Annotated in this window: 11 protein-coding genes; 5 read left to right on the top strand and 6 right to left on the bottom strand. The window is 36.1% G+C overall.

Features of this window, described 5'->3' with window-relative positions:
- Nucleotides 1–2: 2 nt before the first annotated feature.
- The 4 genes from G7051_RS02490 to G7051_RS02475 all read right to left on the bottom strand — a co-directional run bounded on the left by G7051_RS02490 (nt 3) and on the right by G7051_RS02475 (nt 8,762).
- Nucleotides 3–1,037, bottom strand: a complete 1,035-nt coding sequence (locus tag G7051_RS02490) for a glycerophosphodiester phosphodiesterase family protein (protein ID WP_166198276.1) — start codon at nt 1,035–1,037, stop codon at nt 3–5.
- 64 nt (nt 1,038–1,101) lie between these two features.
- On the bottom strand, nt 1,102–2,628 hold the full coding sequence (locus tag G7051_RS02485; protein ID WP_166198274.1) for a RagB/SusD family nutrient uptake outer membrane protein: 1,527 nt from the start codon (nt 2,626–2,628) through the stop codon (nt 1,102–1,104).
- A gap of 20 nt (nt 2,629–2,648) precedes the next feature.
- Complete coding sequence (locus G7051_RS02480) at nt 2,649–5,654, bottom strand: TonB-dependent receptor (RefSeq protein ID WP_255493361.1); 3,006 nt, start codon at nt 5,652–5,654, stop codon at nt 2,649–2,651.
- A gap of 309 nt (nt 5,655–5,963) precedes the next feature.
- Entirely contained in the window at nt 5,964–8,762 is a 2,799-nt protein-coding gene (locus tag G7051_RS02475; protein ID WP_166198270.1) for a triple tyrosine motif-containing protein, read from the bottom strand.
- Between the two features lie 193 nt (nt 8,763–8,955).
- On the opposite strand from G7051_RS02475, the gene G7051_RS02470 reads away from it, so the two are divergent.
- The 5 genes from G7051_RS02470 to G7051_RS02450 all read left to right on the top strand — a co-directional run bounded on the left by G7051_RS02470 (nt 8,956) and on the right by G7051_RS02450 (nt 14,721).
- Complete coding sequence (locus G7051_RS02470) at nt 8,956–10,392, top strand: TldD/PmbA family protein (protein WP_166198268.1); 1,437 nt, start codon at nt 8,956–8,958, stop codon at nt 10,390–10,392.
- A gap of 24 nt (nt 10,393–10,416) precedes the next feature.
- Nucleotides 10,417–11,133: a DUF1003 domain-containing protein gene (locus tag G7051_RS02465; protein WP_166198266.1), complete on the top strand. Its 717-nt coding sequence runs from the start codon at nt 10,417–10,419 to the stop codon at nt 11,131–11,133.
- A gap of 95 nt (nt 11,134–11,228) precedes the next feature.
- Nucleotides 11,229–11,945: a DUF5020 family protein gene (locus G7051_RS02460; RefSeq protein ID WP_166198264.1), complete on the top strand. Its 717-nt coding sequence runs from the start codon at nt 11,229–11,231 to the stop codon at nt 11,943–11,945.
- A 72-nt stretch (nt 11,946–12,017) separates the two neighbouring features.
- The gene (locus tag G7051_RS02455) at nt 12,018–13,337 is read left to right on the top strand and encodes an NCS2 family permease (RefSeq protein WP_370521935.1); all 1,320 of its coding nucleotides are present in this window, start codon (nt 12,018–12,020) and stop codon (nt 13,335–13,337) included.
- A 52-nt stretch (nt 13,338–13,389) separates the two neighbouring features.
- Complete coding sequence (locus tag G7051_RS02450) at nt 13,390–14,721, top strand: TldD/PmbA family protein (RefSeq protein ID WP_255493298.1); 1,332 nt, start codon at nt 13,390–13,392, stop codon at nt 14,719–14,721.
- Nucleotides 14,722–14,782: 61 nt separating this feature from the next.
- On the opposite strand, the gene G7051_RS02445 is transcribed toward G7051_RS02450, so the two are convergent.
- Complete coding sequence (locus G7051_RS02445; protein ID WP_166198262.1) at nt 14,783–16,078, bottom strand: gliding motility-associated C-terminal domain-containing protein; 1,296 nt, start codon at nt 16,076–16,078, stop codon at nt 14,783–14,785.
- 110 nt (nt 16,079–16,188) lie between these two features.
- Nucleotides 16,189–17,400 carry a pyridoxal phosphate-dependent aminotransferase family protein gene (locus G7051_RS02440; RefSeq protein ID WP_166110479.1) on the bottom strand — a complete coding sequence of 404 codons (1,212 nt, stop codon included), beginning with the start codon at nt 17,398–17,400 and terminating at the stop codon, nt 16,189–16,191.
- Nucleotides 17,401–17,575 lie beyond the last annotated feature (175 nt).

Here is a 17,575-nt window from a genome sequence, read left to right as displayed (position 1 = left end):
TATTATTTATAATGTGTTTCTATAAATTTCAAAAGTAATTCGGGCTCATCGGTTGTTATATAATCGACTCCCTGTTGTAATAGATGCTGCATTTGTTCTTCGGTATTTACCGTCCATACATTGGTTGTTAAACCCAGCTGTTTTGCTTTATCTGCCAGTTTTTCATCATTATAGAATGCACTGTAATGATAATCTATCCCATCTACTTTGTCAGCAGATAATTCTTCTAACGTCTTATTTGTTTCCAAATATGAAATCACCGCTGTCGGATCTAATTCCTTTACACGTAGCAATGCTTCATAATCGAAACTGATATAGTCAACCCAAGCTTGAGCTTTGTAGCGGTGAACTAATTGAACAGCCGAGTCAGCAAGTGCTAAACTGCGGTCTTTCCCTTTTTGCGAACCTTTAAGTTCTAACACTAATCGTGTTTTATTTTGGTGTTTAATACACCCAAGGTATTCCTCTAGTGAGGGAACGAAATCTCCATTTTTCAGGGGAATCTCCATTAATGTTTTGGCTGGAGTATCTTCAACTGTTTTGCCTCCAATTGTAGGGTCATGAGAAAGAACTACTTTGTTGTCTGATGATAGCCAAACGTCAAACTCTGCAGCTTCGCATCCTAATTCGATGGCTTTTCTTAATGAACTCAGTGAATTCTGACTCGCCTCATGGTTTTTCCATGCACCACGATGGGCTATTACTTTGTTGTGAATAAATTCGTCTTTGACTAATTCAAAAGCTTTATTTCCACTGCCTGTTTTTAGTATAATCTCGTATTTGATAGGTGATGAGGCCGAAAGTGCTACGGTTGGTTTTAATTTAATGTAACCCGATTGATCTATTAGAAAAAGCTTTGAAGTATCCTTTTCTAAAGTGACCTTGTCATTGCCTTCTATTACGACCTTTCCAATTATAGCTCCTTTTACATTGACAGGTATAATATATTTGTCAAGAGTCACTAATCTAGAAGATGCTGAAAGCGAAATATACGGTACACAAATTAATAGAAACAGTAGTATTCTTAGCGTTCTCATGGGTTGATTTGATATAAAAATATAATAGGGACAGAAATATGCCCCTATTATATCAATTTATTATTTAGAAATTAGGGTTCTGAACTAATACTCCATTTGATTTATCTATTTCAACCTGAGGTATAGGAAGTAATGCATGTTTATCTTGATAATTTAATTTACCGGCAGCATGTAATACTTCTTTAGCGATTCCCCAGCGTACTAAATCATAGAAACGGTCTGGTTCTAAGCCTAGTTCTACACGTCTTTCATGACGAATAGCATCTCTCAATTCAGTTTGGCTAGTAGTGGTAACTTTAGGTAGAATAGCGGTGTTGTTTCCACGGGCACGGCTTCTTATTTGTTCTAAATAGTTAAGAGCATCAGAACTCATTCCTAACTCGTTTGAAGCTTCAGCAGCCATAAGGACAACGTCTGCATAGCGTATCAATCTTATATTTACCCAAAAACCTCCATTTGTAAATTGTTTACGTAAAGCAGGATCTGTATATGCTTTTTTATTGTATGCCGCTCCCATTGCTGTAGATACAGGCGACTCTCCGAAAGGAGTGTTGGTGTTCTCTGGGGTAATAGGATCTGTTACACTTCTGCGGAAATATAATAATGTTGCATCTTTACGAGGGTCTCCTTTTTCGTATGCCTTATTCATAAGCTCAGTAGTAGCCATATGCCATCCCCAGCCTAGGTTCCATTGACCTGATCCTCTTACACCTTGTACTTCTGCAAATTGGCTACCAATACTTGTGGAGTTTGGTTTAGCTGCTGTAGCCATACATTGTAGTTCGAATATCGATTCAGGAGAGTTTTCACCGCTATCAGTAAAGATTTTATCATAAGGAGTACTTAGATTGTAAAATCCCGAATTAATTACGTCTTTTGAAGCGGCTAGCATATTGTTCCAATCGTTACGCATCATATAAGTTCTTGCTTGTAATGATCTTGCTGCCCCCCAAGTTAAACGGCCTGTAAAATCATTTGACCAGTGTGTAGGCAAGTATTTAACCGCAACAGACAAATCTGCGTCAATAAGTGCATATATATCAGCTGCTGGGGATTTTGCGATATTAGCTTGAGCAGGGTCTGTTACTCTAAAATCTATTTTAGGCACTTCCCCATAGGCTCTAACTAAATTGAAAAATGCATAGGCTCTGAAAAATTTAGCTTCAGCATAATTAACTGTATCTTGCTTGGTTTTGCTTGATTGTCTTTCGATACCATCGATAGCAGTATTACAATTTATTATTATTTTGTAATTTTCTCTCCAATAATCAGCAATTGGACCATTGGTTGTATTGTATTCAAAATTATCAAAGAAAGCTGCCTGATCAGCTCCATCGCCAGCATCACTACCTTTCTCTGAATCTTCAGAACGGAAATTATGTATAGCAAATGCAGGTATACCAGCTGTGATATGATAACCTCTCATAAGTCCGTAAATTTGGAATACTCTTCCTTGGTTTATACCTCCGGGTGCATCATCTTCTGTTAAATTCCCGAGAGGGCTTCTATCTAAAAAGTCACTACAACTTGTTAGACTCAATCCGGCTATAAGTACTGCCGGAAGTATATATTTTTTTATTAATCGTTTCATAAAAATATTATTTTATATAATTAGAAAGTAAGATTTAGACCAAAAGTGTATATAGCAGGCATAGGGTAAGATCCATTGTCAATTCCAAATGCTGTAGCATCACCTCCTAATTCAGGTGTATAACCTGTATTATTTTTCCAAGTTTTCAAGTTTTGAGCATTAATAAATACTTTCAAAGCTTTTACACGTACTTTTTTTAGTGCATTTTGGTCAAAAGTATAACCTACTTGGATATTTCTGATTCTAAAGAAACTTCCGTCTTCGATATAATAAGTTGAGTTTTCATTATTTATTGTACGGGTTGTATTCAATATCGGTTCAGAGTTAGATGTACCTTCTCCGTGCCATCTGTCAAGGCGGTGAGACATATAATTGAATTGTGACCAGTTATAGTTATCCCAAGTTCTGTATATCTCGTTTCCATATACCCCCATCAAGTCAACACCAAGGTCAAAATTTTTGTAATTAAGTCCTAGTGAAATACCATAAGTAAAATCAGGAGTCGGGTTACCAATCATACCCCTATCGGCAGTTGTTATTTTGCCATCACCATCCATATCTTTGAACTTAAGGTCTCCGGGCTTTACAGTTGTTAAAGTATTTTTAGGAGAATTAGCAATATCTGCATCGGATTGGTATACACCATCTACAGTATAGCCATAGAAGAATCCAATAGGATATCCTGCTGTAGTATGTGATATGTTTTTATCTCCTTTGATAATAGTATATCCATCTTGTACAAGAGATTTTACTTTGTTGTCTATTGTTGTTAAGTTTCCACTTATACTATATCCCCAGTCAGAATTAATCTTGTCATTCCACGAAACTACAACTTCAAAACCTTTATTTTGAATTTCTCCTAAGTTTCCTAGGCCAGGTGTTGTTCCTGCGATTCCAGGGATCTCAGCTAGAAGATCTTTTGTGTTTTTTTTGTAATATACACTTTCTAAACGCAATCTATTGGCAAGCATATTCATTTCAAATCCGGCTTCCCAAGCTTCAATTTTTTCCCATCTCAAATTTGGATTTGGGATGTATTTTAAAGAATATGAAGGGTATTCCACTGAAGGAGTACCGAATATAGCAGATGTTTCATTAGTCAATAGAGGTTGTGCAGGATATGGAGTCGACATGTTTTGATTACCTAGTGTACCCCAAGATCCTTTAATTTTCAAGAAGTCAATAACAGATTGGTTTTGCATAAAGTCTTCTTCAGACATAACCCAACCTCCACCTACAGAGTAAAAATTTTGCCATTGATTGCCTGTATAGAAGAATGCCGAAGATCCATCGCGACGGAATGAACCGTTAAACAGATATTTATTCTTGTAGCTATAAAGAGCTCGTAAAAGGAATGATACAGTTGATCTCTCCCATTGTTCACTTTCGGTTTTAGATGTACTAGGATCACCCATGCTCACATACCATTTATCTGGGTTATTTGGTATAGGTAAACCTTCCCCTTGACCTCTTTCTGCTGTAAGGCTTGTTAAACTATTATAGAATGTAGTGAAACCTGCGGTTGCTGTAATATTATGGTCGTTAATCTTATTGGTATAAGTTAATACATAATCAGCCTGGATCTTAGTTTCATCTACTTTTATCTGCTGTACACTCGTTTTTTTAGTACCTAAAGTGTCGATAGGGTTGGGTCCTCCAATCGACGGATCGTATACTGCAATTATAGGAGTATATTTACGGCTATCGTCAGATCTGTAGTCAAGAGCAAACATTGCTTTGAAATTGAAGTTCTTAAGGAAGTTTACTTCTCCATATACATTACCACCACCACGATAGTTTAGAGCCTTTGTTGTGTTGTTTCTTGCACTAATATCAACCATTGGGTTTTCAATTTGTGCTTTTTGAAAGCTAGGCAGAGCGTGATATAGTTGAAATTCTTCATTGAATACCGGAGCTACCGGAGCTGCATATAAAGCTTTAAGTACGGATTTTTGATCGGCAGGAGTCATTCTTGCACCATTAAATTGAAACCCGACTTTAATGTCTTTAGTTAGATTATAGTCACTGCTTAAATTGACAGTTACTTTTCCGAATTTTTCATGCTTAATATTTCCTTCTTCAGAAGCATATCCTACTCCCAGATAAAACTTACTTTTATCTGTAGAACCTGTTACACTAACGTTACTGTTAGACATAAATCCGGTTTGGAAAATTTCATCCTGCCAATTTGTGTTTGCTTGCCAGTCTGTAAAATCGTAAGGCTTATCTCCTTGATTGACTAATTGCTCATTATAAAGCTCTTTAAATTGAGGAGCATTAGTCATTTTTATTTTATCTACCACTTGCTTGAAGCCAAAAGCTGTATTTATATTTACAAGGGTTTGTCCTTCTTTTGCTCTTTTGGTATTGATGATGATAACACCATTTGCACCACGTACCCCGAAAATCGCTAATGATGAAGGGTCTTTAAGAATTTCCATAGATTCGATATCGGCAGGATTCAGGAAGTTAATGTTGTCATTAAATAATCCGTCTACTACATATAAAGGCTTGTACCCATTAATAGAGTTTGTTCCTCGTATACGAATTTCAGGATCTTGTCCAGCTTTACCGGTATTTATTACTTGTACCCCTGCTACTTTACCTTGTATAGAGGCCAACGGGTTAGATGCTGGTTTTGTAAATACATCGTCTCCTTTTACTGTTACAATAGATCCTGTTAAATCTCTTTTTTTAGCAGTACCATAACCAATTACAATTGCTGTCTCTAATTCGTGGGTATCATCAATTAATACAACGTCGATTTTTGTTTTAGACCCAACTGGAATTGATTGTGGTTTCATTCCTAAAAATGTAAATTCAAGTACATCGCCTGATTTTACGGTAACGGAATAATTACCGTCAAAATCGGTAACTGTTCCTGTCGTGGAACCTTTGACTGTAACACTAACACCCGGTAGTGGATCTTTTTGCTCATCGGTGACTACTCCTGTTACTGTAGTCTGAGCAAAAGCATTTGAGATGCTTGCTGAGAAGATTAAGAATAGTAGAAGACAAAACTTCATACTGATTCTCCTCGTAGAGGTCAATCTAGTTTCTTTCATGGATTTCTGATTTTACTGTTAAACATTTTTCATTTACTCTTTATTAAGTATAATAATCCTAAAAATGCCATAATAGTTCAGGGAAATACTATCTTATTTTTCGTAAATGATTTGCAACAAATGTAAAAACACTAAGGTCAGTCGCTATGAAATTTGTCTCATAATGTATACATAGGTCTCATATTTAACAATAAGTACACCTCATTGTTACTACTCAAAAAATAATAATGTGTTATTTTTGAGGGTTTTATCGTATGTTATCTGTGCCGTTTAAATTTGCAAAAAGAAGTCATTTAGATGCTGGTGCGAAGGTATATCAAGCTTTTTGCGTAGTCGATATCTGCTATTTTCTACAGCTCTTACCGAAATGTTCATTAATGCAGCTATCTCTTTTGAGTCTAAATTCAGTTTCAAACAGGCACATAATCTCAGGTCATTTGCTGTAAGCTGAGGGTAAGTTTCTTTTATTTTTTTAAAGAAATTTGTGTGCTTTTGTTCGAATTTAATAAGGAATGTTTTCCAGTCTTCTTCGCTATCAAGATTGCTATTCAACAGTGTGTTTATTTTTTGAAAAAGTGGAGTCAACGTTTTATTGTTTTGTTTCGTGTAGAACTCTTCTACTTCATTCTTTATTTTAAGAATAAGTTCATTACGTTGTATAATAAATGAAGTTTGAGAAAGTAATTCTGCATTTTTCTCTTCTACTTCCTGTTTTAGTAGCTCGTTGATAAGGTTTAAACGTTTGGTTTCCAATATACGTAACTTCTTTATATGCAATTTTTTGTACTTGTATTGGATATACATAATTATAGAAGTGATGAACAAAATAAATAATAGACAGTAGGCTAGAACAGCCCAACCGGATTGATGCCATGGTGCGAGTATTTCGAAAGAGAATTTTATCTCTTCCGATTTGTTTCCTTGACGATCTATAGCAACAACAACGAAGGTATATTTTCCTTTAGGAAGGCGTTCGTAAGTAATATTATTTTGATTTTTCAACACATACCATTGATCGTCTAACCCTTCGAGTTTATACTTAAAGGATATATTACGCGTTAAGGTTTCAGCTGTTGAAAATTGAAATCTTATCGTATTGAACGAATGGCTTATTTGATTGAAGTTATTATCAAGATAAACCGATTCACCCCCTGAATTAGATATTCTGATAGATTTAAAATAAGGTTGGGCTATCGGTTTGTTTTCGGCAGTGACTTTGTTTTTACATAATAGAAAACCGTTATCCAAGCAAATCAGGCTATAGTCATCATCCAAATTTACAATATTTTCATAATTGTCGATCATCGAGAAGTTCTTATAACCGATGTCTATTCTGAATTTTATTTGAGCTGTGTTATCATTGTAAGTTACATTATAAATAAGATCATTACCTATGATCCAAAAATTATTAGGGGATATATTTACAACCTCTTTGAGCCCTGAAATATCGCGGAAACATTCATTTAAAGCATGCTCAGGTACAATTGTACCATCAATATCGTTATAGGTGTAAAATTTATTATTACCTAGAAAAGCAACCCTTCCTCCTACTTTGAATAACTTTAACTTATAGGGAATGTCTTGTTGTCCTTCGTTTCCGTAATATTTGAATGATTCTATTTTCGAAAAATCATCATTGAGTCTGGTTCGGTATATGCCTTTGTTCATGTGCTGCAACCAAACATTATTGAGATGATCCGTCTGGACTTTATTTATAGGTTCCTGAATTTCATTGAGTTTGTAGAGAGTCTTAGAATTTTTATCTATAGACATCAAACTGATATAAGTTCCTAGAAGAAGATGGTCTTTATCTTTTTCCAGTGTATAAAATACTCCTGTGTTTATTTTATAGGGAGATGTTACCGATAGATTCCGGTCTATAATTAATAAACCTCGGTTGTGTGAGCAGTAGAGTTGATTATCAATAACATTTAAACTCCATACCTGACCTTCGGTTCCGGGAACCAACTTAAACTTAGAAAGAGCGTTCATACTATATAAATCGTTTTTTTCTATATAATATGTACCTTGGTTGGTGCCAATGAATAGTTTATTGTCATACAATGCAGCCGAATATACTGCTCCTATTTTGCCCTTAGGATCGGTCATGCAGCTAATGCCATTCAGGTATTGTATACATGAAATACCTCTATCGAGCCCCGCCCAGATATTATTAGAGCGATCTTCATATAAGGCCAGTACGGTATTGTTATGAAGATATGTTTCAGTATTGAAATGATTGGTTATATTGCCATTGGGAGACACCTCATATATGCCTCCAAGTATTGTACCGAAATAGTAATTACCATTTCGTGCAGCTAATCCGCAATTAACATTATTGTCTATAAGCTCTCTGTTGTTATTCCAGACTTTGAACTCTGATCCGTCGTAAATGTAGAGCCCCATCGAAGATGTACCTATAATGTATTTATTGTCCGAAGTCGGCAGTACAGTCTTGACTTCTGTTTTGGAAAATATATCACTGCCCGCTATTTTTTCATACCTGTTCCCTTCGATTTTAAAGAGGCTTCCTCCCATTTCCTGAACCCATAATTCATCCCTTACTTTTATCAGAAAAAGGATGTTTTTTTGTTCCGGAAATTTATACACATTATTCTGATCGTATATGTATATGTTTTTGAATGACTGGAAATACACAAGATTGTCTCTCTTCCAGATTCTCCAGATATCATCATTATGCAAAGGTCCTCCGGGAAGGTTATCGCTCAAAGAAGTATATTTAAGAATGCCGCTGATATCTCTGTCCCATCTGCCAAATTCTTCATAACCTCCGGTATATATCGTCTGATTAGAAGCTGCGTATATGGCTCTTACTACATCGGTTTTGTGTAATTTGTTCAGATGCCAGTCTATTCCGTCAAATTCTAATAATCCTAAATCATTTCCAATATACATTATCCCTTTCTCGTCTTCGCTCAAAGACCAGTTTTTATTTCCGGCTTGGTAGTCGTTCCTACTAAAGTTGATAATGTTAGGATTGTTGGCTGATATTCCGGCGCATGATAATATAAGGGCACTTATAACTGTCAAAAATATATTACGAGTCATATTTTCTCTGACTTTTTATTGTATTTGTTGTATGGTTTCTGTAACGAAAGGATAAAGATATAGAAAAATAGATTAATTTTGATGCACGAAAATGTTATAAGGTCCAAGACCTGCCAATTGCTTTGGTAAGTGCCATAACCAAAGGGTGATAGATTGAATAATATGGTTTTAAATAGTTGAAAGAACATAATAGATGATAGGATTGGGTTCAGATGTAAATATATATGATGTTTTAGCTCATTTTCGTGTTACTACAGAAGATCTTCAGAAAGTGTTAAATGAAGCTCTGGCAAAAGGAGGAGATTATGCAGATCTTTATTTTGAACATACCATTAATAGTAGCATCTCTCTTCGTGATGGAGAGGTAAACAGAACCTCTTCTAATATAGATTATGGAGTAGGAGTGAGAGTGGTTGTAGGAGAGCAAACAGGCTATGCCTATGTCGAAAATACAACGCTTGCGGATATGCTGAAAGCTGCAAAGACCGCAGCCGGAATAGCGCATACTTTAAAACAAAGCACTTCAATAAATATAACCGAAACGCATTTTACCAATTACTATAAAATAAATAAGTCTTGGCAGGATGTCTCGGTAAATGAGAAAAAAGAATTTATAGAAAAGCTTAATGCTCGTATATTTGAACTTGATCCCCGAGTGATAAAAGCTTCGGTTAGTCTGAATCATTCCACTTCCTATATATTATTCTTTAATTCCGAAGGTATTCTTTCATGGGATTACCGCCCTATGGCGATAATGTACGGAGGATGTACGATGGAACAAAACGGGAAAATCGAGAATGGTTTTGCATCACGTGCTTACCGTAAAGGCTTTGAGTTCTTAAATGATGGATTACTGGAAACGTTGGCTAATGAAGCCGTTTCGCAAACAGCCCTTATGTTTGATGCCGTAAAACCCAAAGGAGGCGAAATGCCTGTTGTCATGGGTGCAGGAGGTTCGGGGATATTACTGCATGAGGCAATAGGACATGCTTTTGAAGCCGATTTTAATCGTAAGAATGTTTCTATATTTTCCGATTTGTTAGGGAAATCAATCTGTAACTCCAACATAAATGTAGTTGATGACGGTACTATAGAGTATGCCAGAGGTGCAATTAATTTTGATGACGAAGGTATCGAAAGCCAAAAGACATATATCGTAAGAAACGGTATTCTTGAAAGCTATTTACATGATAGAATCAGTGCAAAATACTATGGTGTAAAACCTACCGGAAATGGAAGACGTCAGTCGTTCCGTCATGTACCTATGCCACGCATGCGTGTGACCTATATGGAATCGGGCAATATGACCAATGAGGAGATGATTGCCAGCGTAAAGCAAGGTGTTTATGTTGATAACTTTAGTAACGGTCAAGTACAGATCGGTGCAGGTGATTTTACATTTTATGTGAAAACCGGCTATTTAATAGAAAACGGAAAATTAACCCAGCCGATAAAAGATATTAATATTATAGGCAACGGGCCTAAAGCCTTAGCTGATATAACTATGGTTGGTAATAATCTGAAAATTGACGAAAGTTCGTGGACGTGTGGAAAGGATGGACAAAGTGTTCCAGTAGGACAAGGGCTGCCGTCGGTGTTGGTGAGTAAGTTGACTGTAGGAGGAGAGTAGACTTAACTTCTAATTTAGTGTATAATGAAAGAATTTATTAGTGATATTTCAAATCAAAAGTTTCCCCTATCGCAAAGGATATCGGGAAGCTCTATTCGAAATTCTATTCTAGAGTTGATACAAAGAGAACATCCCGATTTTGATAGAACCAAATTTTTGGCAATACCCGAAATGAATCTATTCCGAGAGAAATATATTTCATCTTATCTTACCAATCAGTTAGGCACATTATCCGATCTTGAGACCAAAGTTCTGTCTTCGGTTAAGGAACATTCTACTTTAGCAGATAAGCTCGATGACGAAAAAAAACAGAATTTGACAACCGGACAAAAAGTGGCAGATAAAGTGGCTACGTTTGGGGGAAGTTGGGTTTTCATTATTTCATTCGGTGTTTTTATTTTTATTTGGATAGCCTTAAATATTTTCTGGTTTGCAAATAAAGGCTTCGATCCTTACCCTTTTATTCTTTTAAATCTCTTGCTCTCGTGTTTAGCAGCAATACAAGCTCCCATAATAATGATGAGCCAGAATCGTCAGGAAGAAAAAGATCGCGATCGCTCAAAGAAAGATTATATGATTAATCTGAAATCGGAATTGGAAGTTCGCACTTTGCATGAGAAGATAGATCACCTGATGATATATCAACAGCAGGATCTCATCGAAATTCAAAAGATTCAGATTGAGATGATGAATGATATATTGGCACAGGTCGAAAAAAATAATAAGAATAACCAATTCTAGTATCAATCTGAGATTAATAACTCTTTATAACTTTAGTAAATAACTTATTCTGTCTAAATAATACACGTTTAATAATTTATTGAGCAAAGAACTCTATGAAAAAACATTTACTTCTTTCGTTACTTCTATTCGCAGTATCTATTATCTCTTATTCGCAGGAAATTCAGCTGCACTTCGATCCAAGGCACAGTTTAAACAATGATGTCGCACCACGAAATTACTTTACGGCAACATTTCAAATGTTTAAACCCGATAAATGGGGAGCTACTTTTGGTTTTATCGATATTGATTTCAATCAAAGCAGAGGCAATATTGGTCTTGCTTATTTAGAAATTTATAGGAATATAAAAGTAGGTAATAGTCCTATTATGCCGCATGTCGAATTTAATGGAGGGATAGTTCGAGGTGACAATTTTTCAGGATTTTCGATACCCAATGCCTATATGATCGGGGGAGCGTACGATCATGCTTTTGGATCTGTATTCATTAGTACCTATGTAACTTACAAGTACAATACTTTTGATAAAGTGAGCCACGATGTGCAATGGACAGGAATCTGGAATGCAAATCTGTTTGATAATAAAGTAACATTAACCGGATTTATTGATGTTTGGACTGAAAATAAAGACAGAGTATCTGGTAAAGGAGGTAAAAAGGTTATTCTGCTTACAGAACCTCAGTTTTGGTATAATATAGATCAGAATTTGTCTTTTGGTAGTGAAATAGAAATTACCAATAATTTTTATGGCACTTCAAACTATAAAAATAAATTGTATGTATTTCCTACCATTGCCGGTAAATGGACTTTCTAAGGTCTCTTTCTATAACTCTAAAAGACTATTAAAATACTTTCATCTACTTCATAAATATACCCAATGAATAATATGTTAGAGAAAATTTTTAAACTGAAAGAAAATAATACGACTGTCCGTACCGAATTATTCGCAGGACTGATAACCTTTCTTACCATGTCTTATATTCTGGTTGTAAATCCGAATATTTTGGGAGAAACCGGAATGGATAGAGCTGCTGTATTTACAGCTACGGTTTTAGGTTCGGTTATAGCTACTCTTTTTATGGCATTTTTCACCAATCTGCCCGTTGCACAAGCTCCGGGAATGGGGCTTAATAATTTTTTCGCCTTTACGGTTGTGCTGACGATGGGTTATACGTGGCAATTTGCTTTAACAGCGGTTTTCATTGAAGGACTTATATTTATACTTCTTACCTTTTTTAATGTTCGGGAATTAATCGTAAACAGTATCCCTCGGGTTTTGAAAGAAGCCATTCCGGTAGGTGTCGGTTTATTTATTACACTCGTCGGATTAAAAAGTGCAGGGGTAGTAGTTGGAAATGATGCCACTTTGGTTTCTTTGGGAGATATGGCAAATCCTAATGTTTGGATTGCACTGGCAGGAGTGGTTATTACGGGAGCTTTGTTGGCACTCAACGTAAATGGAGCTATTCTTATAGGTATAGTCGCTGCGACGATTGGTGGTGTTTTTGCAGGAATAGTTCACTTCCCTGAAGGTAATTGGGTAAGTCTTCCTCCTTCTTTGGCTCCTACATTTGCTCAATTCCAATGGGATAAAGTATTTACATTCGATATGGCATTAGTCGTATTTACATTCTTATTTGTAAATCTTTTTGATACCGTAGGAACTCTTATCGGGGTAGTTTCGAGAACCGGCTTATTAGATAAAGACGGCAACTTCCCTCAGATGAAAAAAGCATTATTTGCAGATGCTTTAGGTACAACTATAGGATCGGTTTTGGGTACAAGTCCAATTACAGCCTACATCGAAAGTTCGTCAGGGGTTGCAGCCGGAGGGCGTACAGGTCTAACTTCGGTAAGTACTGCTTTTATGTTTGTGCTGGCACTGTTTTTTGCCCCCCTGTTTCTAATAGTACCTGCTTCGGCAACATCACCCGCACTTATTGTTGTGGGTCTGTTTATGATTTCGGCAGTAGCTAAAATAAATTTCGATGATATTACAGAGTCTTTACCGGCTTTCGTTACACTCATTTTTATGCCTTTTACATACAGTATTGCACAAGGTATTGTTTTTGGTATACTTACCTATTTTTTTGTTAAAATATTATCGGGAAGATATAAGGATGTTTCTACAATGATTTATGTTTTATCAGCTCTGTTCATTATAAAATTAGGACTTGACGCTGCCCATATCTGGGAGAAAATGTAAATTTAGATATACAGATACTAAAGCACTTTATTTATTTAAAAACAACTAAAAGATGACACTTATAACACGTCAACACAAAGATATAGCACAATGGGCGATGGAAATAGCCTTGAAAAACGGCTGTTCTTCTTCCAGAGTGTCTCTAACCGTAGCCAATAATAACTCTTTTGAGTATCGAAACACTCAGTTGGATAAGCTGCATCAAAGTTCCGAAAATAAGCTGTACATAGAATTATATGTGGACGGCAGATATGGAACCCTTTCGACAAATAGACTTGAAAAGTCCGAATTGGAGCCGTTTATTAAAGACGGTATTGCTTCGACACGCTTCCTTGCTCCCGATTTATGTCGTCAATTGCCCGATATGGATCGTTATTATAAGATGAACTCCGAGGATGATTTAGATTTATTCGATGCCACTTTTTTTGATTATACAGTCGATCAGAAATTAGCTGTCGCAAAAGCTACAGTTGAGGAGATTTACGGAACCGATGACCGTATAGTATCAGTCGTATCCAGTTACGATGACGGATGCGGTGCCGAGTACATGGTGGCAAGTAACGGATTTGAAGGAGAGATTCAAGATACAGCTTATAGTTTAACCGCAGAAGTTGCACTCAAAACGGCGGGTGATGCACGTCCCGAGTCTTATTGGTATGACAGTAAGTTGTATTGGACAGATCTGCAAACCGAGGGAATTGCCGGGAAGGCACTAACGAGAGCTTTTCAGAAGCTAGGGCAAACCAAGATAAAGTCAGGAAAGTATAATTTGCTCCTAGACAATACGGTATCCACGAAATTAGTATCTCCACTTATTTCTGCTATGTATGGTACTGCAATTCAGCAAAAAAATACATTCCTATTAAATAGGTTAGGAGACAAAATTGTGTCGGACAAACTTACCGTTATAGATAATCCCCATCAGAGAAGATCCTTTGGTTCTCGCTGGTACGATGGTGAAGGTATTGCTACTAAAGATCAGATATTGATTGATAAAGGAGTTTTAAATACTTACTTTATTGATACCTATAATGCTCTTAAATTAAATACGCAGCCTACTATTGCATCTCCATCAATAGTGAAACTGAAACATGGCTCCAAAAACCATTTTCAGCTATTGAACACAATGCATCATGGAATTTGGGTAACAGGTTTTAATGGAGGAAATACGAATAGTACCACAGGCGATTTTTCATTCGGAATAGAAGGTTTTTTTATTGAGAATGGAATTGTAACAACTCCAATCGGTGAAATGAATATAACAGGAAATATTCTTGAGCTATGGAATAATTTGGTAGAGGTTGGGAATGACCCTCTCTCATTAAATTCTTCACGGCAAATACCATCCTTATTATTTGAGAATGTAAGCTTCAGTGGATTATAAAAATAGAGAAAGATGAAAGTTAAAGCTTTCATCTTTTTTGTTTCTATTAAATACTAGGTCTTTACTTCTTTCGTATCACATTTATATCTCCTGCCATTTTATAATGCTTGCCTTCCGAACCGAGAGCATCTATCGCATAAAAATAAACTCCTGTATTCACATATTTACCATTGTATTTACCATCCCATCCTTTCGACGGATCAGTCCATTCGTAAAGCTTATTTCCCCATCGGTTGAAGATCGTACATTTAAATTTAACTAACGATTTGTAAGTAACTCTAAAAACTTTAGCTTCTTCGCTGTTTGCATCCGGAGAGAAAATATTCGGTACTTTAAGTTCTGATTCAGCAATAGAGAATTGAACATTTACAGTATCTGCACAGACAGAACCTCTGTCCGCAACTTCTAATACAACCCGAAATGTTCCAGCATTATTAAATGTATATCGAATATTTTGATCAGTATAGCGAACTATCGGGTTCTCCATATCGGATGTATTATAAATAAACCACGTATAGAAACGGGCCGTAGGATCATTACCATATCCCGAGAAGTTAATCTGAGCAGGAGCAGAACCTCCCAGCTCGGTTGATTCTTCACTGCCATTCACTTGCACTGCATCCATAAAAGCTTTAACCGCAATTGCCGTATATTCTTTACTGTCAATATGCATATCCAGTCCGAAATGCTTTGCAATCTGATCACCACTGAGCGTGAATTTAGTATCCTTTAGTGGTGCATCAATTGTAGCATCTATACCAATATCACGAGGGCCTATCGTCTTGATTACCTCTTTGAACTCCTTTGTAGTTCCATCAAAATCAGGATATTCTATTGTGTATTTTCTTATGACCGAATATTCACCTCCGGTGGTAGCATAATAAGGTAGATCATCAGATTTGTTTATCAATAACTTCAGGAATTCGCATCTGTCTCCTCCCTCAGAGGGTTCTATTGAGTTTAATATGGGCAGATGCTTACTGTAGTCAATTATCCATATTACAGCATTATTCACACCATTTACCTCTGCGAAGTATCCTCTGGAATCTTCCAGATTAGTTATTGTATATGTTGTATTATTTCCACTGTTACTTGTGGATATATCAGAATAGGGGATTAATACTTTATCCGATAAAGATCGGCTGTATTTGTAGAAACGAACAACAGCTGCATTTGACGTATACGTTATGGTAGCTCCCGAGAAAGTATTTAAAATGTATATTTTAGAAATACCTGTGCCTCCAAGTCCGTCAGTATATTCATAAGGCTTTTCTCCAATACCTCCGGATACTGTGTATTGTGCCGATGATGTAATTGTAATTGCTAATAAGAATAAACATGTAAGAAAATACTTCATATTTTGATATTGAGATCTTTTAATGAATGCTTAGTCGTACTATATAAAAATAAAAACCCTCTATCTTTAAACGAAAGAGGGTTTTATTTTATTATGTAGGAAACTTAAATTTAAGCTTTTTCCATATTGTTTGCGAGTACGCCCATTTTTTTGAATATCGCCCCGATTTTATCTAAAGCAATGTCCACTTGTTCTTTTGTATGAGTAGCCATTAATGAGAATCGTATAAGCGTGTCTTTAGGAGCGACGGCCGGAGATACTACCGGATTCACGAAAACACCTTCTTCAAATAAAGTACGGGTTATAATGAATGTTTTTTCATTATCACGTATATATAAAGGTATAATCGGACTATTGGTATGTCCTATTTCACAACCCAACTGACGGAATCCTTCTAATGCATAGTTTGTGATATTCCACAAATTCTCTACACGATCTGGTTCACTCATCAATATATCAAGAGCAGCATTTGCAGCAGCAGTAGCTCCCGGAGTAACACTTGCACTGAATATATAAGGACGTGAATTGTGACGAAGATAATCAATAATCGTTTCCTCTGCAGCAATAAAACCACCGATAGATGCCAATGATTTACTAAAAGTTCCCATGATAAGATCCATGCTGTCAGTCAGACCGAAATAGTCATGAACGCCTTTACCATTGAAGTTACGACCGAATACTCCTAAACCGTGAGCTTCATCGATCATAATATTACCATTGTACTTTTTAGATAGCTCTACAACTTTTGGTAGATTGATAACATCACCTTCCATGCTGAAAACACCATCAACCACAATTAGTTTAACTTTGTCAGGTTCGCATTTTTGGAGTTGTTTCTCCAAAGAATCCATATCATTGTGGCGGAATTTCAATTTCGTAGAAAGAGAAGCTCTGTTTCCTTCAATTATTGAAGCATGATCTAACTCATCCCAAATGATGTAATCTTCACGACCTGTAATACAGCCTACTACACCTTGGTTAACATTAAAGCCCGTTGAATACACTAATGCATCCTCTTTGCCCACAAATGCGGCTAATTTTTTCTCTAGTTGAACATGGATGTCCAAGGTTCCGTTTAAAAAACGAGAGCCAGCCATTCCTGTCCCGTATTTACGGGTTGCAGCAATTGAAGCTTCTACAACTTTGGGGTGATTAGTCAATCCAAGATAGGCATTTGAGCCAAACATCAAGACTTTTCTACCGTTGATAACTACCTCAGTGTCTTGGTCACTCTGAATTTCTCTGAAATAAGGATAGATACCTGCAGCGCGAGCGTTTCTGGCAGCATCATATCGATATAGCTTATTACTTAATAGGCTCATATATAACTTTATAATAAATAGAAATATTAATTATAACCACTTTTTCAAGCTTTTTTTCTGGAAAAAGCAGGCTGCAAAAATAGCTAAAAAAAATTAAAGAAACGATTCTGATAGAAATATTTTACCGAATAGCCTATTTGTTGAATTAAAATGATCGAATTTAATTTTCTTTAAT

The sequence above is a fragment of the Dysgonomonas sp. HDW5B genome (genome assembly GCF_011299335.1).
Taxonomy (GTDB): domain Bacteria; phylum Bacteroidota; class Bacteroidia; order Bacteroidales; family Dysgonomonadaceae; genus Dysgonomonas_A.
The sequence above is the reverse complement of the archived record's forward strand: the minus strand, read 5'-3'. Positions and strand labels throughout refer to the sequence as shown.